This window comes from Cryobacterium flavum (assembly GCF_900103805.1).
Lineage (GTDB): Bacteria > Actinomycetota > Actinomycetes > Actinomycetales > Microbacteriaceae > Cryobacterium > Cryobacterium flavum.
On the sequence record NZ_FNIB01000001.1, the window covers coordinates 424067 to 447486 of the forward strand.

Below are 23420 nucleotides of genomic sequence, written 5' to 3' on the forward strand. Positions count from 1 at the left end.
ACGGTTGCTTCAACATCACCGAAGCAACCGTTTCCCCGCTTTCGCGGGGCCGCGTAGGCTCGGGGCATGACCTTTCCGGCCGATCTCCCCGCCGAGCTCGCCGGGCTGGTGCCGACCTTAGTCGGCGTTCTGTTGCTGCTCGCGGTGGTCGCGACGGTGCTGCGGGTCTATCGCACACAGCATCCGTTCGCGCCGGCGCTCGCCCTGTTGCGTGGGATCCTGCAACTGGCCGCGATCAGTCTCATTCTCAGCGGCATCATCAATGAACCGCTCTGGGTCGGCGTCGGATTGCTCGTCATGTTCGCGGCGGCCGTCGGTACTGTCACCCGCCGTATCGGCTTCAGTCGCGCGCACCTGTTTCGCGTGGCTGCGGCGATGGCTCTCGGTGTGAGCGTCACTCTCGCCATCGTGTTCACGACCGGAGCGATCGAATTCTCACCACGCTACGTGCTCGCGATCGGCGGCATCATCATCGGCAATGCCATGTCGATCGCGACGCTCAGTGGTCGCCGCTTCTCCGAGGCGGTCGGCGATCACTGGGACGAAGTCGAGGGCTGGCTTGCGCTCGGGGCCACGCCGCGGCAATCCACGCGCGATCTGGCCAGGCAGGCCGTCTACTTCGCCATCATTCCGTCCACCGACCAGACCAAGACCACGGGGCTGGTCACGTTGCCGGGAGCGTTCGTCGGGGCGATTTTCGGTGGAGCTTCGCCGTTGGAGGCCGGACGCTTTCAGATCGTCGTGCTGGCCGGCATCCTCTGCGCTGGGTCAATTGCCGCGGTCACCCTGCTGCACCTGATCTCGCCGGTGCGTCAAAAGCCGGTCCCTTAGAACCTGGCTCGCGAAAGCGGGTGAGGTGTTGCTACTCGATTGAGCGATGGATGAGGCGTGACAGCACGATCGCACTCCGAGTGTGATCGACGTTGGGTGCCAGGCGCACCTTTTCGAGCGCCGCCTCGAGCCCCGGAATGTCCCGGGCTCGAATGTGCACCATGGCGTCGGCGCTGCCGGTGACGGTTCCCGCGTCGACGACCTCCGGCACGCCGGAGAGTATGCGCAGTAATTCGTCGGGCGCGACGGTGCCCCGGCAGAACAGCTCAACATAGGCTTCCGTGCTCATACCGTCGACCGCCGGGTCGACCTGAATCGTAAAGCTGCGAATCACCTTGTCGGCCACCAGGCGGTCGACGCGGCGTTTCACAGCGGATGCCGACAGTCCCACCACCGAGCCGATGTCACCATAGCCGGCGCGCGCGTTCTGGCGCAGCAGATCGAGAATGCTGTGGTCGAGGTTATCCATGGGGCGAGTCTAAGTGACGGCACTGCGCAAACTTGCGTCACGGTGGCAATTCTCGAAGATTTCTTGCGCAGATCAGCGTGAAACGTTGAATCATGCTGTGTGAGACTGAGGGTGGCGTCCCGGAACGATCAAGTGTGGTCGAGCCGGGCTCTCGTGAGCGACCTGGTCCGCCATCCACCCCGAGTTCCGTCGGCCCGAAGGCCCGCGGATCCCCGAAGGAGCCTCATGTCGATCAACTCAGCCACCCCCGTTCTGGCCGAAGAGCCCGCCGTTCCCGTGCGCATCGCCACCAAGCGCACCATTCTTATGTGCAAGCCGCAGTTCTTCACCGTGGTCTACCGCATCAACCCGTGGATGGACCCGGCGCTGCCCACCGACACCTCGCTCGCCGTGAAGCAGTGGCAGACCCTCTATGACGCCTACATCGGCCTCGGCTTCGATGTGCACCTGATCGACCCGATCGACGGCCTGCCCGACATGGTCTACGCGGCCAACGGCGGTTTCGTCATCGATAACCAGGCCTACGGAGCCAAATTCACCCATGTGCAGCGCCAGCCCGAAGGCCCCGCCTATATGGACTGGTTCGGCGCCAACGGCTTCGACGTGCGTGTACCCGTGGAGACCAACGAGGGCGAGGGCGATTTTCTGCTGGTCGGCGACGTCATCCTGGCCGGCACCGGCTTTCGCAGCGACTCGAACAGCCACGCTGAACTCTCGAATATCGCCGGCCGCCCGGTGATCACCCTGCGCCTGATCAACCCGAGTTTCTACCACCTCGACACCGCCGTGGCCGTGCTCGATGACACGAACATCGCCTACCTGCCGAGCGCCTTCGACGCGCCGAGCCTCGCCATTCTGCAGGAGCGCTACCCCGACGCCATCATCGTCACCGAAGAAGACGCCTCCATTCTCGGCCTCAACTCCTACTCCGACGGCTACAACGTCGTCATCGCCGCCCGCGCCAAAGACTTCGAACGCCAGCTGCGAGCTCGCGGCTACAACCCGATCGGCGTCGACCTGTCCGAACTGCTGCTCGGCGGCGGCGGCGTCAAATGCTGCACGCTCGAGCTGCGCCGATGACCGCCCCCACCAACCTGAAGGAGCACGACATGACGACGAATCTGACAGACGCACCCGCAGCATCCGTTTCGCCTGCAGCTACTGCCCTCATTGCCGAGGAAAGCGCGCACGCCGCGCACAACTATCACCCGCTGGAGGTCGTCGTCGCGACCGGCGACGGCGCCTGGGTAACGGATGTCGCCGGTCACCGCTACCTGGACTGCCTCGCCGCCTACTCCGCTGTGAACTTCGGCCACTCCAACCCGGTGCTGCTCGACGCTGCTCGTGCCCAGCTCGGCCGCATCACCCTCACCAGCCGGGCGTTCTACAACGACCAGCTCGGTCCGTTCGTGACCGCGCTCGCCGAACTGGCCGGCAAAGACATGGTTCTGCCCATGAACACCGGCGCCGAGGCCGTCGAATCCGGCATCAAGGTGGCCCGTGCCTGGGGCTACCGGGTCAAGGGCGTCGCGCCCGACCAGGCCAACATCATCGTGGCAGCCGGCAACTTTCACGGCCGCACCACCACCATCATCAGCTTCTCTGACGACGAGTCGGCCCGCGCCGGCTTCGGCCCGTTCACGCCCGGTTTTCGCACCGTGCCCTACGGCGATGCGGCCGCGCTCGAGGCCGCGATCGACGAGAACACCGTGGCCGTGCTGCTCGAACCGATCCAGGGTGAGGCCGGCATCGTCGTGCCGCCGGCGGCCTACCTGCCCGCAGTACGCGAGATCACCACGCGCCACAACGTATTGTTCATCGCCGACGAGATTCAGTCCGGCCTCGGCCGCACCGGCTCGACCTTCGCCTGCGACCTCGTGGGCGTCGTGCCCGACCTCTACCTGCTCGGCAAGGCCCTCGGCGGCGGCATCGTTCCCGTCTCCGCCGTCGTCGGCAACACCGACATTCTCGGTGTGCTGCACCCGGGCGAGCACGGCTCCACCTTCGGCGGCAACCCGCTCGCCGCAGCCGTCGGCCTGGCCGTCGTGAAGATTCTGGCCACCGGCGAATACCAGCAGCGCGCGACCGAACTCGGCGCGCGCCTGCACGCGGGCCTCGCCGAGCTCATCGGGCACGGCGTGATCGAAGTGCGCGGCGTCGGCCTCTGGGCCGGCATCGACATCGATCCGTCGCTCGCTCCGGGCCGCGTCGTCTGCGAGGCCCTCCTCGCCCGTGGCGTGCTCGCCAAGGACACGCACGGGTCGACCATCCGCCTGGCACCGCCGATCGTCGTCTCCGCCGAGGACGTGGACTGGGCCGTCGAGCAACTGCGTCTCGTGCTGGCCGACCTCGCGGCTGCGAAGTAGGCGCGCTCCCGGGCAGAACGCATGACCGCGCCCGATCTGGGTGCGCGCTACGCCGGTTACCGTAGCGCGCATCCGTGTTTGGGGCGCGATCGCGCGCCGGCCGCCAATAGCAGCGCGTGCGTTCTGCCGAAAGCGGATGCCCCCGCGTGACGGCCCGGCTCCACGCTGTGGCGGCCATAGGCTGAAGGGCATGTACACCGACCTGCCCGAAGCCGAACTCCGCGCCTATCGCAGTGGCCAGGCCGACCCGGCCGACTTCGATGCCTTCTGGGCCGAGACGCTCGCCGAGGCCGATCGGCATCCGCTTGATGTCACCGCCACGAAGGTCGACGCCGGTCTGGAAACGCTCGAAGTCTTCGACGTGACTTTCCCCGGGTTCGGTGGGCAGCCGATCAAGGCCTGGCTGCGAGTGCCCGCCGGCGCGCGTCGCCCGCTGCCGACCGTCGTGCAGTTTCACGGTTACGGCCGGGGACGCGGGCAGAGCTTCGAGAACCTACTGTGGGCATCCGCCGGGTTCGCGCATTTCGAGATGGACCTGCGCGGGCAGGGCTGGGGCGGTAGCACGGGCGACACGGTCGACGACGCCGGGAGTGGCCCGCAGGTACCCGGTTTCATGACGCGCGGCATCGACTCGCGTGAGACCTACTATTACCGCCGCGTTTTCACCGATGCCGTGCGCGCCGTCGCGGCGGCCCGCAGCCTGGCGCTCGTCGATGAAACCCGGGTGGGCCTGGTCGGCACCAGCCAGGGCGGCGGTATCGCGCTCGCCGTGGCTGGGCTCGTGCCCGACCTCGCCGCGGTCGTCGCGCGCGTACCGTTTCTGTGTGACTTTCCGCGGGCATCCGTCATCACCGACGCGCTGCCGTATCGGGAGCTCGGCCAGTACCTCGCCACCAACCGGCTCAAGGTAGTGCGGGTGCACGACGTGCTCGCCTACTTCGATGGCGTCAACTTCGCCAAGCGCGCGACGGCGCCGGTGACCATGACGGCCGCCCTGATGGACCCGATCTGCCCGCCGTCGACAGTGTTCGCGGCCTACAACAACTATGCCGGCCCAAAGCAGATCACCGTCTGGCCGTACAACGGCCACGAGGGCGGCGCCTGGGAAGACGACGCTCTCGCCCTGCGTGCGTTCCGCGAACACCTCGGCTAGGCCTTGTTGCCGGCATGGAGCGGCAGTACCATTTTGGTATGGCTATCAACGTGCGCATCCCGGAGGAACTCGACCGTCAACTTGAGGCACTCGCGACGGCGCAACACGTGTCGAAGCACGCGCTGCTCCTGCAGGGCGCAACCCTGATTGTCGACCGTTATTCGCGGCGCAACGAAATCGAATCCGGCCTGCAATTCGTGCTCACCCACGACGCCGAGTTGCTGCAGCGCCTCGAAGACGCGTGACCCAGTACCTGGAGGTCGCCGATGCGCTGCAGGTGACCGAGCGCTACGGCTTCTACGTGCGGGACGCTGGCCTGCTCGCGTCTGCACTCGCCCGGCCGTCGGCGTCCATGTTCGGAACGGATGCCTACGCGACCTTTGATCGAAAGGCCGCGGCCCTTCTCGAATCTCTCGTGCGCAATCATCCGCTGGTCGATGGAAACAAGCGCACAGGCTGGACCCTCATGGTGCTCTTTCTCTGGATCAACGGGTATGCCCACGATTTCACCACCGATGAGGGTTTCGATTTCGTGATTGGCGTCGCCGAAGGGGTCGTCGACCTCGACGAATCTGAAAAGCGGATCGCGGCGCATCGCGTCACGCGTTCGTAGCTCGCCGCCGACTGTCTGCGACTTACGAGACCGTCTTCCGTGGCGCAGGCTTCACCGGCGTGGTCGTGACGACAGCGGATGCACTCACCGACTCCTTGCGCACGGCCGGCTCCCGCACGGGAGCCTTGCGTACCGGAGCAGCCGCGGCGGCGGCGACCAGGGGCGACACCACCGGCTGCAGCCGGGACAGCTGGGTCACGTGGCCCGGGTTCAACTCCTCGAGTGCATTCACGCCGAGCAGGCGCATGGTGCGCGTGATCTGCTCCGAGAGGATCGCAATGGTGCGGTCGACGCCCGCTTCACCGCCGGCCATGAGGCCGTAAAGGTAGGCGCGGCCGATCATCGTGTAGCGGGCGCCGAGCGCGACGGAGGCGACGATGTCGGCACCGCTCATGATGCCCGTGTCGAGGTGCACCTCGGTGTGGGCACCGACCTCGCGGGCGATCTGCGGCAGCAGGTGGAACGGAATCGGTGCACGGTCGAGCTGGCGACCGCCGTGGTTCGAGAGGGTGATGCCGTCAACGCCGAGGTCGACGAGGCGCTTGGCATCGTCCAAGTTCTGCACTCCCTTGACCACGATTTTTCCGGGCCACTGGGCCTTGATCCAAGCCAGATCGTCGAAGGTCACGGTCGCATCGAACATGGAGTCGATCAGTTCGCCGATGGTGCCGCTGGACCGGTCGAGGCTCGCAAAGGAGAGCGGCTCGGTGGTGAGAAAGTTGATCCACCATTCCGGTCGCGGGATGGCGTTGATGACAGTGCCGAGGGTGAGCGCTGGTGGAATCGAGAAGCCGTTGCGCTTGTCGCGCAGTCGGGCGCCGGCCACCGGCACATCGACCGTGACGAGCAGGGTGTCGAACCCGGCCTTTTTGGCTCGCTCGACCAAGGCCATCGACCGGTCGCGGTCCTTCCACATGTACAGCTGAAACCAGTTGCGGCCGGTGGGGTTGGCGGCCTTGACGTCTTCGATCGACGTCGTTCCCATGGTTGACAGAGCGAACGGAATGCCGGCCCGCCCGGCGGCGCGCGCCCCGGCGATTTCACCCTCGGTCTGCATCATGCGGGTGAAGCCGGTGGGCGCGATGCCGAACGGCTGCGAAACGGGGGCACCGAGCACGTCCCAGCTGGTGGACACGGTCGACACGTCGCGCAGAATGGCCGGATGAAACTCAATGTCTTCGAAACCCTGGCGGGCCCGGCCGAGTGAGATCTCGGCCTCCGCGGCACCCTCGGTGTAGTCGAAGGCGGCCTTCGGAGTGCGCCTTTTGGCGATCGCACGCAGGTCGGCGATCGTGAGGGCCGCGTCGAGGCGGCGCTTCTTCGCGTTGAGCTCCGGAGCCTTGAACTTCATCAGCGGTGCCAGGTCTTTGATCCTGGGGATACGTCGTTGAACCATGGTCGTCCTATCGTGTCGTGGGGCTGGCAGTGGTGGAAGTGAGATGGGTCTCGGCGTAGTACCCCGAGATGTGGGCGTGCACCGCGAGGCGGGCGGCATCCGCTTGACCGGCCAGAACGGCATTGAGAATGCCGCGATGCTCGAGCCTGAGACGAGCGGATGTTGCCGGCCAGCTCGCGAGGCCCGCCGCGCCCGCCCGCGCGTACCCCTCAATTGCGCTGCGGAGGCCGGCCATGGTCGCCGTGATGACCTGGTTGCCGTTCGCTTCGGCGAGCGAGAGATGGAACTGGGTGTCGAGGGCGAGGAATTCTGCTTCGGTGAGGGTCTCACTTTCCATCGCGGTGAGGATTTGCGCTGATTCGGTGAGGTCGACCTGGACCTCGGCCAGTTCGGCGACGATTGATCCCTCCAGGATGAGGCGGGTTTTGACCACGTCCGCGACCTCAAAGCCCTGGGCCGCAACCTGCAGGCGCATGAGCGCCGACATGCCGCCGCCGGGTCGTGCGACGATGATCGCGCCGGCCGAGGGCCCCGAGCCGACGGCGGTGCGAATGAGCCCGAGCACCTCGAGCACCCGCAGCGCTTCGCGCACGCTGGAACGGCCGACGCCGAGATCTGCTGCCAGGGTGCGCTCTGGCGGGAGGTGATCGCCCGGGCTCAGGCGACCCTCGAGCAGGTCGAGCTCCACGGCGTCGAGCACGATCTGCCAGGCGCGCGGGGTGATCTCGGTCATGCTGTCCTCTTGATCTCGTGTGGTCTGACCACAGAGTACACGATTTTCTCGCGGATTGCGGATACAGTTTCAGCCAACCCGAGAGAGACCATGACCCCTGCACCCCAGCTCATCGACTTGAAACTGCCCGACGGGCCGGGTGGCAGCGCCGGCCTGAAAGCCGTGCTCGCGATCCCGGCCGGCGATGGCCCCTGGCCCGGAGTCGTGCTCGTGCATGAGGCGTTCGGCCTCACCGACGTGATGCGCCACCAGGCCGTCAGAATGGCCGAGGCCGGATACCTGGCGCTCATGCCCGACCTCTTCACCGAGGGCGGAACCCGCAAGTGCCTCGTCGGCACCTTTCGTGCTCTGTCGGCCGGTGCCGGCCGGGCTTTCGTCGACATCGAGTCGGCGCGCGTGTTTTTGAGTGAACGCGGCGACTGCACCGGACGCATCGGTGTTCTCGGTTTCTGCATGGGTGGCGGGTTCGCCCTCGCCACGGCGACGCGCGGCTTCGACGTCTCCTCGGTCAACTATGGTCGGCTCCCGAAAGACCTGGACGATCACCTGCTCGGCGCCTGCCCGATCGTCGGTAGCTTCGGCGGCGCGGACCGCTCTCTGGTCGGCGCGGCAGCCGCCCTCGATTCATCCCTGGCGAGGCTGGGCATCGAGCACGACGTCAAGGAATACCCGGGTGCCGGCCACGCCTTTCTCAACGATGCCGAGACCGGGCCGCGGATGCTGCGCCCGATGCTGAAGCGCATTCTCGGTGCCGGCCCCGACCCGGTGGCCGCCGCCGCCGCGTGGACGCGTATCGAGGCGTTCTTCGGCGAACACCTTGGGGCGTCACAGAAGCCCTGACCTGGCTGGCGGCTGGTAGCCTCCAACAGACCCAAGGGGACCCCATCGCCAAACGCTCGACCATTATCGCCATCGTCACCGTCGCATCCGTTGTCACGATCGGCGGCGTGGCCACCGCGCTCGCGCTGACACCGCAAACCGGCTCCGACACCACGCTCACCCTGCGCGTCTGGGACGAGCAGGTCGCGCAGTCCTACGAAACGTCGTTCGCGGCGTTCGAAGAAGCCAACCCGGGCATCGACGTGGCGGTGAACGTCGTGCCGTGGGCCGACTACTTCACCAAGCTGCGCGTTGACGTGGCCGGCGAGACCGCCGACGACGTGTTTTGGGTGAACGCCGGCAACTTCGCCGACTATGCCGTCAACGGTAACCTCGTAAATGTAACGGATGCCCTTGGCGAGGCCGCGCAGACCAACTGGCAGCCCAGCGTCATCGGTCAGTACACCCTGAACGGCGCGCTCTGGGGAGTGCCCCAGCTCGCCGACCCCGGCATCGGGCTGTATTACAACGAAGAACTCCTGTCGGTGGCCGGCATCGACCCGGCCACCGTCGGTGAACTGCATTGGGATCCCGCCGCCGGCGAGGACACCCTGCTGCCGGTGCTGCAGAAACTCACCGTCGACGCCAACGGCAACACCGCCGACAGCGCGGCCTTCGACCCCGCGCAGATCGTGCAGTACGGCTACAACGCGGCCAACGACCTCAACGCCATCTACCTCAACTATCTCGGCTCGAACGGGTCAGCGTTGCAAGACGGCGACGAGTTCGTGTTCGACACCGCCGAAGGCGCCGCGGCCTTTCAGTACGTGATCGACCTGATGAACAAGTACCACGTGGCCCCATCGGCCGCCGACACCAACCTCAACGGCGACTTCGCACTCGACCAGTTTCTGCAGGGCAAGATGGCCCTGTTCCAGAGCGGCGTCTACAACCTCAGCAACGTGAACGAGGGGGCCGGCTTCGACTGGGGTGTGGCCGCGATTCCGTCTGGACCGTCCGGGGCGATCAGCGTCACCAACGGCGTCGTGGCCGCCGGCAATGCCGACTCGAAGCATCCGGAACAAACCCAAAAACTGCTGGAGTGGCTCGGCAGTACCGAGGGTAGTGCGGCGATCGGCGCCGACGGCTCGGCGTCGCCGGCCGTCATCGGTGCGCAGGCCAGCTATGTCGCGTCGTGGCAGGAGCAGGGCATCGACGTGAACGCGTTCATCGACGTGCTCGCCAACGGCAGTGTACAGGCGCCGCAGGGCGCGAAGTGGGCCGAGGCCTCCGACGCGTTCGAGTCGACCTTCGCCGAGATGTTCCTCGGCCGCATTCCCGTCGATGAGGCGTTGCGCACCGCGCAGGAAGCGGCCAACGCGGCCGTCGCCGGCTGAGCGGCGGCTAACTCGTCAACACGACGTTGAGCGGGGTCTCGCCGCGCAGCATCCGCTCGATTTGCGCGCGCACTAGGCGGGCCATGCGCGGCAGCATGGCGCTCGACGCGCCGCCGACGTGCGGGGTGATGAGCACATTCGGCAGTGCGAAGAGCGGATGCCCCTCCGGCAGCGGTTCGGGGCTGGTCACGTCGAGGGCGAGCCTGAGGCGGCCGCTGCTCGCATGCGCGAGCAGCGCTTCCGTGTCGGCGACCGCACCGCGAGCGATGTTCACGAGCAGGCTTCCGTCACGCATTTGGGCCAGGAATGCATCGTCAACCAGGTTCGTCGTCTCGGCCGTGAGCGGAACACCGACGACCACAATATCGGCCTGGGGCAGGAGTTCGGGCAGGGACTCGAAGCCGTAGATGTTGCCGCGCTCGTCACTGCGAGCCGTGCGGGCGACGCGGATCACCGTGGTTTCGAAGGCGAGCAGCCGACTCTCGATAGCGTGGCCGACACCGCCGTAGCCGAGCAGCAGCACGGTGCGGTCGGCGAGGCTGGCGTGCTGCGCGGGCGCCCACTCGCCGGCGTCCGCGGCGCGCACGAAATCGGGAATGCCGCGCTGCGAGGCCAGGATGAGGGCGAGGGTGAGTTCGGCCGTGGAGGTTTCATGCACGCTCGCGGCGTTCGCGAACACGTGCCCGGCAGGCAGTACCCGGTCGACGCCGTCGTAGCCGATGGACTGGCTCTGCACCAAACCGGCATCGACGCCGGCGAGATGCGCGAGCCGGTCGGTCTTACCCATGTACGGCGTGACAACGAGGTCGAACCGGGGTCGTGGCGACGGTCCGTCGAGCGCCCACTCCACTACCTCAACGCCGTCGGGCAGTTCCCCGACCGCCTCGCGCAGTACGGAGTCGGGCAGGCTGACCAGCAGTGAGTTCATCTCCCGAGCCTACTTTGCCCCGCTCTCTCTGGACGGGGCCCAGGCCCCGTCCCCGGGCCCAGTTTATAAACTGGGCCCACGGACGGGGCCTGGGCCCGTCCCGGTTAAAGCCCTCGCCTCGCGGTGTCGAGCACGGGCTGGGGCGCCAGCGGGCGGGACGGCCGCAGCGTGCTCAGCGCCACACCCGCGAACACGATCACGCCGCCGACGAGCTGCGGCGTGGTCAGCTGGGCGCCGAGCACGACGGCGATGACCACCGTGAACACCGTGATCAGGTTGAGAAACAGGCCGGCCCGAATCGGCGGAATGCTCTTGAGCGCAGCGTTCCACAGCACGTAGGAGCCGATCGAGGGAAAAATCGCGATGAAGATCACGGCCCAGCCGATGGCGGCATCCGCTGGCCAGCGCACCCCACCGAGCAAGGCGACCGGCGCGAGCAGCACCGCGACGAAGGTGCCTTGCAGGGCCGTGGCCGTGATCGGCGGCACTGGCAGCCCGCGACCGACGATCGTATAGAGGCTCCACACCACGATCGCGCCAACCATGAGCAGGTCGCCCGTGTTGGGTGTGCGCGTGAAAACGGATGCGATCGCACCGTTGGTGATGATCAGCACCACTCCCACCAGCCCCAGCGCCAGCCCGGCAATACCTCGCCAGCCGATGCGTTCGCGCAGCAGAACCGCCGCGAGCACCACCATCACGGCCGGATTCGCGGCGTTGATGAGCGACGCGGATTGCGGCGTCGTGTACTGCAGGGCGGTGTAGAGCAGCAGATTGTAGCCGCCAACGCCGAGGGCTGCGAGTAGCAGCAGCCGGGGCCAGTGGCGTAGTACCCGGGCCCAGTTCGGGCGCTCGACCACTTGGGCGAGGATCAGCAGCGGAATGCAGGCGAGCAGCCAGCGCAGCCAGGTTAGCTCAACGGGGGAGAGGGTCTGCACGGCGATTCCGCCGACGATGTAGTTGCCGGCCCAGAGCAGGGTGGCGACGATGAGGGCAATGGTGGCCTTCATGCGCGCGTTCGGGTGGTGAGAGTGGTCATGACCTGCCTGGTGTTCGAAGAGGGTCTGCCCTTCGACCCTAGCTCGTCCCGCGCTGGCCCTCAGTGGACAACTTCGAGGGGTGTCGATCGCGCCGCACCCCTCGAAGTTGTCCACTGAGCACCCGAACTCAGCGCGGGGCGGTGGCCTCGACGATCGCGATCTCGCGGGTGGCGGTCTCGCGGTTGCGTTCGGCGGCAGTTTCGCGATCCGGGTCCAGCGTGGTGTCCCCATCGCGATCCGGGTCCAGCGTGGTGTCCCCATCGCGATCTGGCTCGGGCTCCTCGCGCTCGAGCACGGCGGTCCCGCCCCGGCGACTCGGCGTCGCGAGCGGCACATCGCGCCCGTCGCCGGCGTGAAGCACGCGCACCCGCGGTGACGAGAACGGATGCACGTGCACCCGCAGCCGGCGATACCGCACCATCCAGAACAGCACGACGGCCGCAGCCAGCAGGCCGGAGACCGCGGCGAGGCCAAGCGCCCAGCGTGGGCCGAAGGCATCCGCTACCCAGCCAACGAGCGGCGCGCCGAGGGGAGTGCCGCCGACGAAGATAGCCATGTACAGCGCCATCACGCGGCCGCGCATCTCGGGCCGGGTCGTGGTCTGCACGTAGGCGTTCGCCGTGGTCATGAGCGTGAGCGACGACAAGCCGACCAGGGTGAGAGATATGGCGAAAGTTGCATATGTCGGCATGATTGCGGACAGCGCGCAGGCCAGGCCGAACAGGCCGGCGCCGAGCACGATGAGTCGCAGGCGGGCGCGGCTGCGGCGGGCAGCGAGCAGCGCGCCGATGACGGCGCCGATGGCCATGATCGAGCTGAGCAGGCCGAACTCTGCAGCCCCCTTACCGAATTCGATGGTGGCCATGGTGGACGTGAAGATGGCGAAGTTGAGGCCGAAGGTTCCGATCAGAAAGACCGCGATCATGACGACGACGATGTCGGAACGGCCACGCACGTAACGGAAGCCGGCCAGCAGCTGTCCGCGCTCCCGTGACGCCTTTGGTTGGCGGCGCAGTTGGTGGGTGCGCAGCAGGGTCATGGCGAAGACCGTCGCAGCAAAGGTGACCGCGTTGATCATGAAGACCCAGCCGGCGCCGACGGCGACCGTGAGCAGGCCGGCCGCGGCCGGGCCGATCAGGCGTGCACCGTGGAACGACGCCGAGTTGAGTGCCACCGCGTTCGACAGCTGGTCTTCGGCGACGAGTTCGGAGACGAACGTCTGGCGGGCTGGCGCGTCGATCGCCGCGACAACGCCGAGGCCGAGCGCGAACAGATAGACGTGCCAGAGCTGGGCTACCTCGAGCACGGTCAGAATGCCGAGGCCGAGCGCCAATAGGCCCATCAGGGTCTGGGTGAGAATGAGCAGCTTGCGCCGGTTGAACCGATCGGCGATGAGGCCGGACCAGGGCATCAGCACGAGCTGCGGGCCAAGCTGCAGCGCCATGGTGATGCCGACCGCCGTGGCGTCGTAGTTGGTGAGCTGGGTCAGCACGATCCAGTCCTGCGCGGTGCGCTGCATCCAGGTGCCGATGTTCGACACCAAAGCCCCGGCGAACCAGATGCGGTAATTGACGACGCTCAGCGAGCGAAACATGGCGCTCAACTGTCGGCGAGCTCCTTCATGATCAAGGTCGCGTCGGCGAGGGTGCTGCGCTGTGCGGGACTGAGCTGGGCGACGCGTTGCACCAGCCAGGCATCTCGACGCTTGCGCGTTTCGGTCATCATTTCGCTCGCGGCGTCCGTTGTGCTCAGCACGATCTTGCGGCCATCGAGTGTGGAATCGGTGCGGGCCACGAGACCGGCATCAACGAGGCATTTCACCGTGCGGGTCATCGACGGCGGGGTGACGCGTTCGAACTCGCTGAGTTCGGTGAGCGTCAACGGTCCGTGCACATGAAGCACGCCGAGCGCGGAGAACTGGCCACTTCCGAGCTCGTTCTCGGCCTTCTCTTGGCGCAGGCGGCGGGCCAGGCGGCCGTTGGCGAGTCGAAATTCGTGGCTGAGTTCGGCGGTGTTGGGTGCGGCTGTGGGGTGTACTGCGGCCGCTTGTGGTGCGCCGACCGGCGGCTGCGCCTTGATGACGCCGAGGGCGGCAGTTTTGGGGTGTGTTCGCGATTCCATAGATCCTTAGCATAGCAAATTAGCCTTGCTAAGTACATTGGCAACCGGAAGCCCACCGCAACAGGGCAGACTGGCCTCGTGCCCACATATACGGATGCCCATGGCCGGCTCATTACCTATTACGTCTGGTCGGTCGACGCCCCGCGCGCCGTCATCCAGCTCGCGCACGGCGTCGGTGAACACGCCCAGCGCTATGCCACGCTCGCCGCAGACCTCAACCGGGCCGGCTACACGGTGTACGCCGACGACCACCTCGGTCACGGCCAGACCGGACTCGCCCAGCACGGCGGCGACCACACATTGCTCGGGCGACTCGGCGCGGGCGGGCTGCGCGCGGCGGTGGCGGGCGTGCATCAGCTGAGCGGAATCATCCGCTCGGAAAACCCGACTCTGCCGCTCGTGCTGCTCGGGCACAGCTGGGGATCGTTCATGGTACAGATGATCGTGAACGAGCACGCCGCCGAGTACGACGCCATCGTTCTCTCGGGCACCGCCTATCGCTGGCCCGGATACCTTGACGGTGGCGACCTGAACCGCAAAAACAAAACGCTCGGCACCACCGGGGTCGAGTGGCTCAGCCGCGATCCGGCGGTAGCCCAGGCGTTCGTCGCCGACCCGCTGACCACTGCGACGCCGCTGGCCAAGCTGTTCGGCATTCGAGAGGCCGCCCGCCTGTTCGGTCGGCCAGCTCGCGACCTGCCGACTGACCTGCCGATGCTCGTGCTGGTCGGCGGTGACGACACCGTCGGCGGCGAACGCAGCGCGCTCAGACTGGTCAACGCCTACGTCAAGCGGTCCGGGCTGCGCGACGTGCGCCTGATCGTGTATCCGGGCGCGCGGCACGAAGTCTTCAACGAGACCAACCGCTCCGAGGTGATCGGCGACCTGGTGGCCTGGCTCGACGAACGATTTATCACCGTAGGCTGAAACCATGCATGGTGAATATAAGGTTCCGGGCGGCAAACTGGTCGTCGTAGATCTCGATGTCGTCGACGATGTCATCGCCAACTTTCGTCTGGCCGGTGACTTTTTTCTCGAACCCGACGATGCCCTCGAAGACATCAATGCAGCGGTGACCGGCCTGCCCGCCGGCAGCTCGGCGGCCACGATCGCCGCCGCCGTGCGTGGCGCGCTGCCGAGCGGCGCCATTCTGCTCGGATTCTCGCCGGAGGCCGTCGCCGTGGCGATTCGCCGTTCGCTGTCCCAGGCGAGCACGTGGCGGGACTACGACTGGCAGATCATCCACTCGCAGAAGCCCGTCGCCCCCGTGCTGCAGATGGCCCTCGACGAGGTGCTCGCGACCGAGGTCGGTGAGGGGCGCCGACAGCCCACGCTGCGCATCTGGGAGTGGAACGAACCGGCCGTCGTCATCGGCAGCTTTCAGTCGCTCAAGAACGAGGTCGACCCGGAGAATGCCACCAAGTTAGGCTTCACCGTTGTGCGACGCATCAGCGGCGGCGGTGCCATGTTCATGGAGGCCGGCTCGGTCATCACCTATTCCATCTACGCGCCGACCGATCTCGTGCAGGGCATGAGTTTCGCCGACTCCTACGCCTTTCTCGACGAGTGGGTCATCACCGCGCTCAAATCGCTCGGCATCGACGCGTACTACCAGCCGCTCAACGACATCACGAGCCCGACCGGCAAGATCGGTGGGGCCGCCCAGAAACGCCTCGGCAGCGGCGCCGTGCTGCACCACGTCACGATGAGCTACGACATGGACGGCGAAAAAATGGTGCAGGTGCTGCGCATCGGCCGGGAGAAACTCAGCGACAAGGGCATCACGAGCGCGGCCAAGCGCGTCGATCCCCTGCGCCGCCAGACCGGCCTGAGCCGCGCCGCGATCATCGACCGCATGAAGGAGACCTTCATCGGCCTCTACGGTGCCACCGAGGGTGACGTCACCGCCGAGGAATACGCCAAGGCCACCGAGCTCGTCGCGAACAAGTTCAGCACCGAGGAGTGGCTGACCCGGGTTCCCTAACGACGGCGAGCGGATGCCGCCGGCCGGGCCGCCGGCATCCGCTTACGTATCAACGCCCGCGGGTCAGCAGGTCCTGGTACTCGGCGTGCGTGTCAATCCAGTGCGCCACATAGGAGCAGTCCGGCACGACGGCCAGGTCGGTGCGCACCCGCACGTCGTCGAGCGCCTGCTCGACCAGAATGCTCGCCAAACCGTGGGTACGCTTGGCCGGATTGACCTCGGTGTGGGTGAAATGCACCGCGGCCGTCGTGGTGATGTAGTCGGCCACGCCGACCGGTTCGCCATCGAGCAACACCGTGTAGCGGCTCTGTTCGGGGTCGTGGCGCACCTCGAGTGTGCCGGCTTCCGCCAGATTCTGCGAGTGGATGGTCATCGATTCAGCAGTCATCCCGACAGACTAAGCCGATTGCAGGCGCGCAGGCTGAAAGAATGGACAAATGCCTTCTGCGTGGACCCCGACCAGCCCGAGCCGTGTCATCCACGCCAACAACCTCGAGGTGCTGCCCGGCCTACCCGATGGTGCCTTCACCCTGATCTACCTCGACCCGCCATTCAACACTGGTCGTTCGCAGAAGCGGCAGAGCACCACCTCGGTGCGGTCGGTCGCCGTGGACGGCTCACACGCGGCCGGAACGATCACCGGATTCAAGGGGCAACGTTACGAACGCATCAAGGGTGATCTGCTCGGCTATGACGACCAGTTCGAAGACTACTGGGCCTTTCTCGAGCCGCGCCTGATCGAGGCCTGGCGGCTGCTCGCTGACGACGGCACGCTCTACCTGCACCTCGACTACCGCGAGGCGCACTACGCCAAGGTGCTGCTCGACGCCCTGTTCGGCCGGGAATGCTTTCTCAACGAACTCATCTGGGCCTACGACTACGGCGCGAAGTCCAAGAACAAGTGGCCCACCAAACACGACACGATTCTGGTCTATGTGAAGAACCCGGCCCGGTACTACTTCGACTCGACCACCGTCGATCGCGAGCCATATATGGCTCCCGGCCTGGTCACGCCCGAAAAGGTCGCCAAGGGCAAACTGCCGACGGATGTCTGGTGGCACACCATCGTCTCGCCCACCGGCAAGGAGAAAACCGGCTACCCCACCCAGAAACCGATCGGAATCCTGCGCCGCATCATTCAGGCGTCGAGCCGTGAGGGCGACTGGGTGCTCGACTTTTTCGCGGGCAGCGGCACCACCGGCGCGGTCGCGGCCGCGCTCGGCCGCCGCTTCGTGCTGATCGACCAGAACCCCGAGGCCCTGGCCGTGATGCGCGCCCGCTTCGAGCCGGTGCCCGACGTCGAATTTCTCGCCCCTGACGCTTGACGCTGACTCAATCCACCTCGTGGCACTCGTTTGAGAAGCTGGCACGGGTTCAAACCAGTGCCAACTTCCTAAACACGTGCCACGACCCGCCCGCATCCGCTTGATCCGAGGAGAACCCATGAGATTTCGCATTTTCACCGAACCCCAGCAAGGTGCCACCTATGACGACGTCCTCGCCGTCGCGCAGGCCACCGAGCGGCTCGGCTTCGACGCCTTCTTCCGCAGTGACCACTACCAGGTCATGGGCGACGGTGACGGCCTGCCCGGCCCGACGGATGCCTGGACCACCCTGGCCGGGTTGGCGCGCGAGACGAAACGCATCCGTCTGGGTACTCTCGTCTCGTCTGTGACCTACCGGCCTCCGGGCATTCTGGCGATCCAGGTGGCGCAGGTCGACCAGATGTCGGGCGGCCGCGTCGAGCTCGGACTCGGTACCGGCTGGTTCGAGCAGGAGCACCTCGCCTACGGCATCCCGTTTCCGGCCAAGCGATTCGGCATGCTCGAGGAACAGCTCGAAGTGATCACCGGGCTGTGGAACACCCCGGTCGGGGACCGGTATAACTTCGCCGGGGAGCACTACACCCTCGTCGATTCACCGGCACTGCCGAAGCCGACACAGGTGCGAGTGCCGGTGATCGTGGGAGGTGGCGGCGCCAAGCGCACCCCGAAACTCGCTGCTCGTTTCGCGACCGAGTTCAACCTGCCGTTTCCTGACTTCGCAGACATCGCGGGCAAGTTCGACGGTGTGCGGGCTGCCTGTGAGGCCATCGACCGCGACCCGGCCGAGCTCACCTATTCGGCCGCGCTGATCGCCGTCGGTGGCCGAGACGAGGCCGAATTCGCCCGTCGGGCTGCCGCGGTCGGTCGCGAGGCGGCCGAGCTGCGCGAGCACGGCCTGGCCGGCACGGCCTCCGAGATCGTCGACCGGCTGGGCACCCTCGCCGACTCCGGCGTCGAGTGCGTCTACCTGCAGATCATGGACCTGTCCGACCTCGACCACCTGGAGTTTCTGGCCGCCGAGGTCGTTCCCCAGCTGCGCTAGCCCGCCGCCAGCGAAGCGGATGCCGCTGGTCGCGCATCCGCTCGTGGCACGCGTTGGGGAAGCACGCACGTGTTCAAACCAGTGCCAACCTCTCAAACACGTGCCGCGGGACAGCCGGGCGGTCAGCCCGCGTGCGCCGCCCGCAGGTGCGCCGCGTACATGCGTCCGCTGTCCTTCACCGTGCGTTCGAGGGTCTTGTAGTCGACCCGCACGATGCCGAACCGTTTCTCGTAGCCGTACGACCACTCGAAGTTGTCGAGCAGCGACCAGACGAAGTACCCGCGCACGTCGGCGCCGGCCGCGATCGCCTCACCCACCTTGTTGATGTGCGTCACGATGTACTCGGCGCGGTCCGCATCGTGCACGGCGCCGTCGGCGCTCACGGTGTCGTCGTAGGCGGCACCGTTCTCGGTCACGTAAAGCGGCGGCAGGCGGTCGTACTCCTCGCCGAGGCGCACCAACAGCAGGCGCAGGCCGTCGGGGTTGACCTCCCAGTCCATCGCGGTGCGCGGCAGTCCGCGACTGGGGAAGGTGATGTACTCCGATCCGACCCACGGCGAACCGACGGGCCGGTCGGCGCCACCGGCGTGACCATCGCTTGCCGAGGCATCCGCATGGCCGCTCACGAGGTCGTCGTGGTAATGGTTGACCCCGAGAAAATCGAGTGGGGCCGCGATCATCTCAAGATCGTCGGCGTGGATGACCTCGGCGAGTCCACACGGCTCGAGGTCGTGCAGGGTGTCCTCCGGGTAGGAACCACGCAGCAGCGGGTCCAGAAAGACGCGGTTAGCGAGCGAATCGAGCCGCCGGGCAGCCTCGAGGTCGACCGGGTCGGCGGCGTCGCGCGGCACGGCGTTGGTGAGATTAAGGGTGATGCCGAGGTTCTGAGCACCCGCAGAGCGCAGCGCGTTCACCACAAGGCCGTGCGCGAGGTGCTGGTGATGCACCGCGGCGACCGCCGCCGGGCCATCCTGCCGGCCCGGCGCGTGTGCACCCGATCCGTAGCCGAGCAGGGAGGAGCAAAAGGGTTCGTTGAAGGTGGTCCAGTGGGTGACCCGATCGCCCAGCGCGGAGTAGACATCGCTCGCGTAGTCGACGAACCGGTACGCGGTGTCGCGGTTGGCCCAGCCGCCCTTCTCTTCGAGGGCCTGCGGCAGATCCCAGTGATACAGGGTGAGCCAGGGCAAAATGCCGGCGCCGAGCAGTTCATCAACCAGCCGCGAGTAGAAGTCGAGCCCCTCGGGGTTGACGGCCCGATCATTCGGGCGCACGCGTGCCCAGCTGGTCGAGAACCGGTAGGCGTCGAGGCCGAGCGAAGCCATCAGACGCACGTCGGCGGGCATCCGGTGGTAGTGATCGACCGCCGTTTCCAGGTCGTCGCCGCCCGCAATGGCGCCTGGAACCCGCGCGAACGCATCCCAGATCGAGTCCTCCTTGCCGCCAGCGTGGCCGGCCCCCTCGATCTGCGCGGCGGCGGTGGCCGACCCCCAGAGAAATCCGCGCGGCCAGGTGAACGGTGTGGGCAGGGTCTGCGACATGACGTCACGCTACCCTGCGGCGAGGAATTCGACCAGTGACGAGGGCGTAACCGCGGACATCCGGTCGAACCGTCCCCGCAATCGGCTGCGTACCGGCCATCGTGTCGGAGATCTCCGCAGTTATGCACGCGGCATTCGGAGCTCTCAGATTCGTCGCGGCTAAGCTCGAATCATGCTGCAGAACAACGAACCCAGCGAGGCCGACCAGCGGCGCACCCGGCGCCGGTTTCTGATCGGGGTCCTCATCGTTGGAGTGGTCGTCGCTCTCGCGGCGATTGGCCTCTATCTGAGCGCCGCGCTCAGCGTTTAATCAATCAGAAATGAGTACACAGTGCAGTTGACTAGGTGGCAGCGACTTGGCCTGACGACGGCCATCGGTGCCGTTCTCGCGGTCGGTGCAACCGCGCTCGTTGTGCAGGCGCTTGATGATAGTCCCGCCACCCCCACCAAAACGGCGCAGACGACGGATGCCGACGCCTCAGCTGCGACGGAGGAACCGGCTCGCGCCACCCCCACCGACACACCCGCTGCGGCCCCGGTCGAAGCGGAGCCCGCCCTCAGCGCCCCCGTCGCCGCGCAGATCGACTACCTCCTCGCGCACTGGAAGCTCGAAACCTACAACTCCGCCGAGTGGGGCGTGCTCGGAGAGAACGACTGTGTCAACTTCGCCAGCCAGGCCATGATCGCCCGCGGCTGGACCATGGACGGAGTCTGGTCGAGCCCGAAAAACGGCAACGCCTACGATGCGTCGGCCGCCTGGCGCAGTTCCACCGCGTTCATGAACTACATCGCGCAGGCCGGCAAGGCCACCGCCCTGACCGATCAGCAGCGCGACCAGGTCAAGGTCGGCGACATCGTGCAGTTCGACTGGGACAACACCGGCGATCGCGACCACACCGGCATTGTCACCAGGGTCGAGAAGGTCGGCGACACTGTTGCCATCTCGTTCGCCGGGCACACCCTCGATTCCGACTACCGCTCGGTCGACACGGCAATCACCGTGGATCACCCGGGCGGAACGGCCTACTACTGGAGTGTTCCCTAGGCGATCGCGGCGTCGACGATCGCCTTGGCCTCCAGCTGAACCTGGGCAAGGTGTTCGTCGCCGAGGAACGACTCGGCGTAGATCTTGTAGACGTCTTCGGTGCCGCTCGGCCGGGCCGCGAACCAGGCGTTCTCGGTCGTGACCTTCACTCCGCCGATGGCCGCTCCGTTTCCGGGGGCCACGCTGAAGGCGCCGGTGATCTTCTCACCGGCCAGTTCGGTGGCCGTGATCATCGAGCCGTCGAGCTTGGCCAGTGCGGCCTTCTGCGCGGGCGTGGCCGCAGCATCCACTCGCGCATAGGAGGGAGCGCCGAAGTGTTCGGCCAGCTCGGCGTAGCGCTGCGAAGGAGTCTTGCCGGTGACGGCGAGAATCTCGGAGGCGAGCAGGGCTAGCAGAATGCCGTCCTTGTCGGTGGTCCAGACCGTGCCGTCGAAGCGCACGAAGCTCGCGCCGGCGCTCTCCTCGCCGCCGAAAGCCACCGAGCCGTCGATGAGCCCGGGCACGAACCATTTGAAGCCCACTGGCACCTCCCACAGGTCGCGGCCGAGAAAACCGGTGACGCGGTCGATCATGGTTGACGAGACGAGGGTCTTGCCGACCGCGGCGTCGGGCTTCCAGCCTTCACGGTGGCTGTACAGGTAGTCGATGGCCACGGCGAGAAAGTGGTTCGGGTTCATCAGGCCGCCGTCTGGCGTGACGATGCCGTGCCGGTCGGCGTCGGCGTCATTACCCGTGAGAATGTCGTACTCGTCCTTGTGGGCGACAACGGATGCCATCACCGACGCACTCGACGGATCCATCCGGATCTTCTCGTCCCAGTCCAGGGTCATGAATCGCCAGGTCGGGTCGACCGTGGGGTTGACCACGACCAGGTCGATCTCGTAACGGTCACGGATGGCGCCCCAGTAGCCGACACTCGCGCCGCCGAGCGGGTCGGCCCCGATGCGGATTCCGCTGGTGCGGATGGCCTGCATGTCGATGATGTTCTCGAGGTCGTTCACGTAGTTGCCACGAAAGTCGTAGGTCTCCACTGCGCTCGGCTCGCTCATCAGCACGCCGTCGAGGCCATTGGCGATGAGCTCGTTCGCCCGGTTCGCGATCCACGAGGTCGCATCGCTGTCGGCCGGTCCGCCGTGCGGCGGGTTGTACTTGAAGCCGCCGTCCATCGGCGGGTTGTGGCTCGGGGTGACGACGATGCCGTCGGCCAGGTCGCCGTGCTCGGCGCGGTTGTAGGCCAAAATCGCGTGCGACAGGGAGGGGGTGGGCACGTAATCGTCGAACTCGTCCACGAGTACACGAACGCCGTTGGCGACGAGAACCTCGAGGGCGGTCGTGTAGGCCGGACCGCTCAGGGCGTGCGGGTCGGTGCCGATGAAGAGGGGGCCGGTGATGCCCTGGCCCGCGCGGTATTCCACGATCGCCTGCGTTGTGGCACTGATGTGGTCCTCGTTGAACGCGGTGTTCAGGGAACTCCCGCGATGCCCTGAGGTGCCGAAGACGACCCGCTGGGCTGGCACCCGGGTATCCGGTTTCAAATCGTAATAGGCCTTGACCAGCCCATCAACGTCGATCAGGTCAGATTCCAGGGCTCGGGTGCCCGCGCGTTCGCTCATGAGCACAGTCTGGCACCCCCGGTAGGCTGTCAGCCATGCCCGACGCGCCGAATCCGCCCAAAGCCCGCACCTACAGCTATCTCGGCCCGGCCGGCACCTTCACCGAAGCGGCGCTGGCCCAGGTACCCGAAGCGCGGGGCCAGATCTGGCGCCCGGTCAACAATGTGGGCGAGGCCTTCGCTGACGTCGGGAGCGGCCGCAGCCTCGCGGCCATGATCGCCATCGAGAACTCGGTCGACGGCGGTGTCACGGCCACCCAGGATGCCCTGGCCAGCGTGCCGAACCTGCGCATCATCGGCGAATACCTGGTGCCGGTGAATTTCGTGCTGGTGGCCCGCCCCGGCACGACGCTGGCCGACGTGCGCGTCGTCAACGCGCATCCGGTCGCCTACGGCCAGTGCCGCAACTGGCTCGAACGCACCCTGCCGAGTCACGGCCACATCCCCGCCTCGAGCAACGTCGCCGCCGCGTCTTCCCTGCTCGACACCATGCAAGCGGATGCCGCGATCGCGCCACCCGGCATCGATAAACATCACGACCTCGTCGTTCTCGCTTCGAATATCGGTGACAACCCGAACGCGGTCACCCGCTTCGTGCTGGTCGGCCGCGGCAACGAGCTCACCGCGCCGACGGGCGCCGACAAGACCAGCCTGATCATCGAGCTGCCGAGTGACCGTTCCGGTGCCCTGCTGGAGATGCTCGAGCAGTTCGCCACGCGCGGCGTGAACCTCAGTCTGATTCAGTCCCGGCCGATCGGTGATTCCCTCGGCCGCTACCGTTTCGTCGTCGACGCCGAGGGGCATATTCTCGACGAGCGCGTCGCCGATGCGCTGTTGGGCCTTCGACGGTTCAGCCCCAAGGTGATCTTTCTCGGATCCTATCCGCGGGCCGACAAACGCCCGATCGAGTTCACCTCGCGCTACGACGACGGCATTTTCATCGAAGCCCGCGACTGGTTGCGCGGTTTAATTGCGGGGGAACCCGTTGAATAGGCACATCGCGGGGGA

At 66.6% G+C, this 23420-nt stretch carries 25 protein-coding genes; 15 read left to right on the forward strand and 10 right to left on the reverse strand.

Annotated elements, in window-relative coordinates:
• The first annotated feature begins 66 nt into the window (after positions 1–66).
• Complete coding sequence (locus BLS91_RS01915) at positions 67–831, forward strand: ABC transporter permease (RefSeq protein ID WP_092338645.1); 765 nt, start codon at positions 67–69, stop codon at positions 829–831.
• A 31-nt stretch (positions 832–862) separates the two neighbouring features.
• Here BLS91_RS01915 and BLS91_RS01920 read toward each other — a convergent pair whose 3' ends face one another.
• Positions 863–1300 carry an Lrp/AsnC family transcriptional regulator gene (locus tag BLS91_RS01920; protein ID WP_092106650.1) on the reverse strand — a complete coding sequence of 146 codons (438 nt, stop codon included), beginning with the start codon at positions 1298–1300 and terminating at the stop codon, positions 863–865.
• 225 nt (positions 1301–1525) lie between these two features.
• Between BLS91_RS01920 and ddaH the strand changes: the two genes are divergently transcribed.
• From ddaH to BLS91_RS01945, 5 genes are all read left to right on the forward strand, one after another.
• Positions 1526–2380 (forward strand): dimethylargininase, encoded by an 855-nt coding sequence (gene ddaH / locus BLS91_RS01925; RefSeq protein WP_092338647.1) that lies wholly within the window; start codon positions 1526–1528, stop codon positions 2378–2380.
• A gap of 29 nt (positions 2381–2409) precedes the next feature.
• Positions 2410–3666, forward strand: coding sequence for an ornithine--oxo-acid transaminase (gene rocD, locus BLS91_RS01930; RefSeq protein WP_092338818.1), 1257 nt, complete (start codon positions 2410–2412; stop codon positions 3664–3666).
• A gap of 190 nt (positions 3667–3856) precedes the next feature.
• Positions 3857–4819, forward strand: coding sequence for an acetylxylan esterase (locus tag BLS91_RS01935; RefSeq protein ID WP_092338649.1), 963 nt, complete (start codon positions 3857–3859; stop codon positions 4817–4819).
• A 38-nt stretch (positions 4820–4857) separates the two neighbouring features.
• Positions 4858–5064, forward strand: a complete 207-nt coding sequence (locus BLS91_RS01940; protein WP_233197246.1) for a ribbon-helix-helix domain-containing protein — start codon at positions 4858–4860, stop codon at positions 5062–5064.
• On the forward strand, positions 5061–5432 hold the full coding sequence (locus tag BLS91_RS01945) for a type II toxin-antitoxin system death-on-curing family toxin (RefSeq protein ID WP_092338650.1): 372 nt from the start codon (positions 5061–5063) through the stop codon (positions 5430–5432). Before BLS91_RS01940 ends, BLS91_RS01945 begins: the two co-directional genes overlap by 4 nt.
• 22 nt (positions 5433–5454) lie before the next feature.
• On the opposite strand, the gene BLS91_RS01950 is transcribed toward BLS91_RS01945, so the two are convergent.
• Positions 5455–6828, reverse strand: coding sequence for an alpha-hydroxy acid oxidase (locus BLS91_RS01950; RefSeq protein WP_092338652.1), 1374 nt, complete (start codon positions 6826–6828; stop codon positions 5455–5457).
• Between the two features lie 7 nt (positions 6829–6835).
• Positions 6836–7561, reverse strand: a complete 726-nt coding sequence (locus tag BLS91_RS01955) for a FadR/GntR family transcriptional regulator (protein WP_092338654.1) — start codon at positions 7559–7561, stop codon at positions 6836–6838.
• A gap of 90 nt (positions 7562–7651) precedes the next feature.
• On the opposite strand from BLS91_RS01955, the gene BLS91_RS01960 reads away from it, so the two are divergent.
• Both BLS91_RS01960 and BLS91_RS01965 read left to right on the forward strand, forming a co-directional pair.
• Positions 7652–8401 (forward strand): dienelactone hydrolase family protein, encoded by a 750-nt coding sequence (locus tag BLS91_RS01960; RefSeq protein ID WP_092338656.1) that lies wholly within the window; start codon positions 7652–7654, stop codon positions 8399–8401.
• Entirely contained in the window at positions 8344–9777 is a 1434-nt protein-coding gene (locus BLS91_RS01965) for an ABC transporter substrate-binding protein (RefSeq protein WP_233197247.1), read from the forward strand. Before BLS91_RS01960 ends, BLS91_RS01965 begins: the two co-directional genes overlap by 58 nt.
• A gap of 7 nt (positions 9778–9784) precedes the next feature.
• On the opposite strand, the gene BLS91_RS01970 is transcribed toward BLS91_RS01965, so the two are convergent.
• The 4 genes from BLS91_RS01970 to BLS91_RS01985 form a co-directional block, all read right to left on the reverse strand.
• A complete protein-coding gene (locus tag BLS91_RS01970) occupies positions 9785–10705 on the reverse strand; it encodes a 2-hydroxyacid dehydrogenase (RefSeq protein WP_092338658.1) in 921 nt (306 codons plus the stop codon).
• A 104-nt stretch (positions 10706–10809) separates the two neighbouring features.
• Positions 10810–11715, reverse strand: a complete 906-nt coding sequence (locus tag BLS91_RS01975; protein ID WP_092338660.1) for a DMT family transporter — start codon at positions 11713–11715, stop codon at positions 10810–10812.
• A gap of 157 nt (positions 11716–11872) precedes the next feature.
• The gene (locus tag BLS91_RS01980) at positions 11873–13348 is read right to left on the reverse strand and encodes an MFS transporter (protein WP_241983074.1); all 1476 of its coding nucleotides are present in this window, start codon (positions 13346–13348) and stop codon (positions 11873–11875) included.
• The gene (locus tag BLS91_RS01985) at positions 13345–13866 is read right to left on the reverse strand and encodes a MarR family winged helix-turn-helix transcriptional regulator (protein WP_092338664.1); all 522 of its coding nucleotides are present in this window, start codon (positions 13864–13866) and stop codon (positions 13345–13347) included. The genes BLS91_RS01980 and BLS91_RS01985 overlap by 4 nt, the downstream gene beginning before the upstream one ends.
• Before the next feature lie 78 nt (positions 13867–13944).
• Between BLS91_RS01985 and BLS91_RS01990 the strand changes: the two genes are divergently transcribed.
• Together BLS91_RS01990 and BLS91_RS01995 are read left to right on the forward strand one after the other, a co-directional pair.
• Entirely contained in the window at positions 13945–14793 is an 849-nt protein-coding gene (locus tag BLS91_RS01990; RefSeq protein ID WP_092338666.1) for an alpha/beta fold hydrolase, read from the forward strand.
• Positions 14794–14797: 4 nt separating this feature from the next.
• Complete coding sequence (locus BLS91_RS01995) at positions 14798–15850, forward strand: lipoate-protein ligase LplAB (protein WP_092338668.1); 1053 nt, start codon at positions 14798–14800, stop codon at positions 15848–15850.
• A gap of 49 nt (positions 15851–15899) precedes the next feature.
• On the opposite strand, the gene BLS91_RS02000 is transcribed toward BLS91_RS01995, so the two are convergent.
• A complete protein-coding gene (locus BLS91_RS02000) occupies positions 15900–16238 on the reverse strand; it encodes a GNAT family N-acetyltransferase (protein WP_233197248.1) in 339 nt (112 codons plus the stop codon).
• A 49-nt stretch (positions 16239–16287) separates the two neighbouring features.
• Between BLS91_RS02000 and BLS91_RS02005 the strand changes: the two genes are divergently transcribed.
• Together BLS91_RS02005 and BLS91_RS02010 are read left to right on the forward strand one after the other, a co-directional pair.
• Positions 16288–17175 (forward strand): DNA-methyltransferase, encoded by an 888-nt coding sequence (locus BLS91_RS02005; protein WP_092338672.1) that lies wholly within the window; start codon positions 16288–16290, stop codon positions 17173–17175.
• A 118-nt stretch (positions 17176–17293) separates the two neighbouring features.
• On the forward strand, positions 17294–18217 hold the full coding sequence (locus tag BLS91_RS02010; RefSeq protein ID WP_092338674.1) for an LLM class F420-dependent oxidoreductase: 924 nt from the start codon (positions 17294–17296) through the stop codon (positions 18215–18217).
• 122 nt (positions 18218–18339) lie between these two features.
• On the opposite strand, the gene BLS91_RS02015 is transcribed toward BLS91_RS02010, so the two are convergent.
• Entirely contained in the window at positions 18340–19755 is a 1416-nt protein-coding gene (locus BLS91_RS02015) for a GH1 family beta-glucosidase (RefSeq protein WP_092338676.1), read from the reverse strand.
• A 172-nt stretch (positions 19756–19927) separates the two neighbouring features.
• Here BLS91_RS02015 and BLS91_RS19825 point away from each other — a divergent pair, with 172 nt between their 5' ends.
• Both BLS91_RS19825 and BLS91_RS02020 read left to right on the forward strand, forming a co-directional pair.
• A complete protein-coding gene (locus BLS91_RS19825) occupies positions 19928–20065 on the forward strand; it encodes a hypothetical protein (protein ID WP_158252782.1) in 138 nt (45 codons plus the stop codon).
• A 27-nt stretch (positions 20066–20092) separates the two neighbouring features.
• Entirely contained in the window at positions 20093–20800 is a 708-nt protein-coding gene (locus tag BLS91_RS02020; protein ID WP_159433812.1) for an amidase domain-containing protein, read from the forward strand.
• Here BLS91_RS02020 and pgm read toward each other — a convergent pair.
• A complete protein-coding gene (pgm, locus tag BLS91_RS02025; protein ID WP_092338824.1) occupies positions 20797–22413 on the reverse strand; it encodes a phosphoglucomutase (alpha-D-glucose-1,6-bisphosphate-dependent) in 1617 nt (538 codons plus the stop codon). The genes BLS91_RS02020 and pgm overlap by 4 nt on opposite strands.
• Before the next feature lie 35 nt (positions 22414–22448).
• Between pgm and pheA the strand changes: the two genes are divergently transcribed.
• Positions 22449–23405 carry a prephenate dehydratase gene (pheA, locus tag BLS91_RS02030; RefSeq protein WP_092338680.1) on the forward strand — a complete coding sequence of 319 codons (957 nt, stop codon included), beginning with the start codon at positions 22449–22451 and terminating at the stop codon, positions 23403–23405.
• Positions 23406–23420: the final 15 nt, after the last annotated feature.

Coding starts and splice junctions, on each gene's coding strand:
- BLS91_RS01915 (WP_092338645.1), top strand. CDS start 67: ATGACCTTTCCGGCCGATCTCCCCGCCGAGCTCGCCGGGCTGGTGCCG.
- BLS91_RS01920 (WP_092106650.1), bottom strand. CDS start 1,300: ATGGATAACCTCGACCACAGCATTCTCGATCTGCTGCGCCAGAACGCG.
- ddaH (WP_092338647.1), top strand. CDS start 1,526: ATGTCGATCAACTCAGCCACCCCCGTTCTGGCCGAAGAGCCCGCCGTT.
- rocD (WP_092338818.1), top strand. CDS start 2,410: ATGACGACGAATCTGACAGACGCACCCGCAGCATCCGTTTCGCCTGCA.
- BLS91_RS01935 (WP_092338649.1), top strand. CDS start 3,857: ATGTACACCGACCTGCCCGAAGCCGAACTCCGCGCCTATCGCAGTGGC.
- BLS91_RS01940 (WP_233197246.1), top strand. CDS start 4,858: ATGGCTATCAACGTGCGCATCCCGGAGGAACTCGACCGTCAACTTGAG.
- BLS91_RS01950 (WP_092338652.1), bottom strand. CDS start 6,828: ATGGTTCAACGACGTATCCCCAGGATCAAAGACCTGGCACCGCTGATG.
- BLS91_RS01955 (WP_092338654.1), bottom strand. CDS start 7,561: ATGACCGAGATCACCCCGCGCGCCTGGCAGATCGTGCTCGACGCCGTG.
- BLS91_RS01960 (WP_092338656.1), top strand. CDS start 7,652: ATGACCCCTGCACCCCAGCTCATCGACTTGAAACTGCCCGACGGGCCG.
- BLS91_RS01970 (WP_092338658.1), bottom strand. CDS start 10,705: ATGAACTCACTGCTGGTCAGCCTGCCCGACTCCGTACTGCGCGAGGCG.
- BLS91_RS01975 (WP_092338660.1), bottom strand. CDS start 11,715: ATGAAGGCCACCATTGCCCTCATCGTCGCCACCCTGCTCTGGGCCGGC.
- BLS91_RS01985 (WP_092338664.1), bottom strand. CDS start 13,866: ATGGAATCGCGAACACACCCCAAAACTGCCGCCCTCGGCGTCATCAAG.
- BLS91_RS01995 (WP_092338668.1), top strand. CDS start 14,798: ATGCATGGTGAATATAAGGTTCCGGGCGGCAAACTGGTCGTCGTAGAT.
- BLS91_RS02000 (WP_233197248.1), bottom strand. CDS start 16,238: ATGACTGCTGAATCGATGACCATCCACTCGCAGAATCTGGCGGAAGCC.
- BLS91_RS02005 (WP_092338672.1), top strand. CDS start 16,288: ATGCCTTCTGCGTGGACCCCGACCAGCCCGAGCCGTGTCATCCACGCC.
- BLS91_RS02010 (WP_092338674.1), top strand. CDS start 17,294: ATGAGATTTCGCATTTTCACCGAACCCCAGCAAGGTGCCACCTATGAC.
- BLS91_RS02015 (WP_092338676.1), bottom strand. CDS start 19,755: ATGTCGCAGACCCTGCCCACACCGTTCACCTGGCCGCGCGGATTTCTC.
- BLS91_RS19825 (WP_158252782.1), top strand. CDS start 19,928: ATGCTGCAGAACAACGAACCCAGCGAGGCCGACCAGCGGCGCACCCGG.
- pgm (WP_092338824.1), bottom strand. CDS start 22,413: ATGAGCGAACGCGCGGGCACCCGAGCCCTGGAATCTGACCTGATCGAC.
- pheA (WP_092338680.1), top strand. CDS start 22,449: ATGCCCGACGCGCCGAATCCGCCCAAAGCCCGCACCTACAGCTATCTC.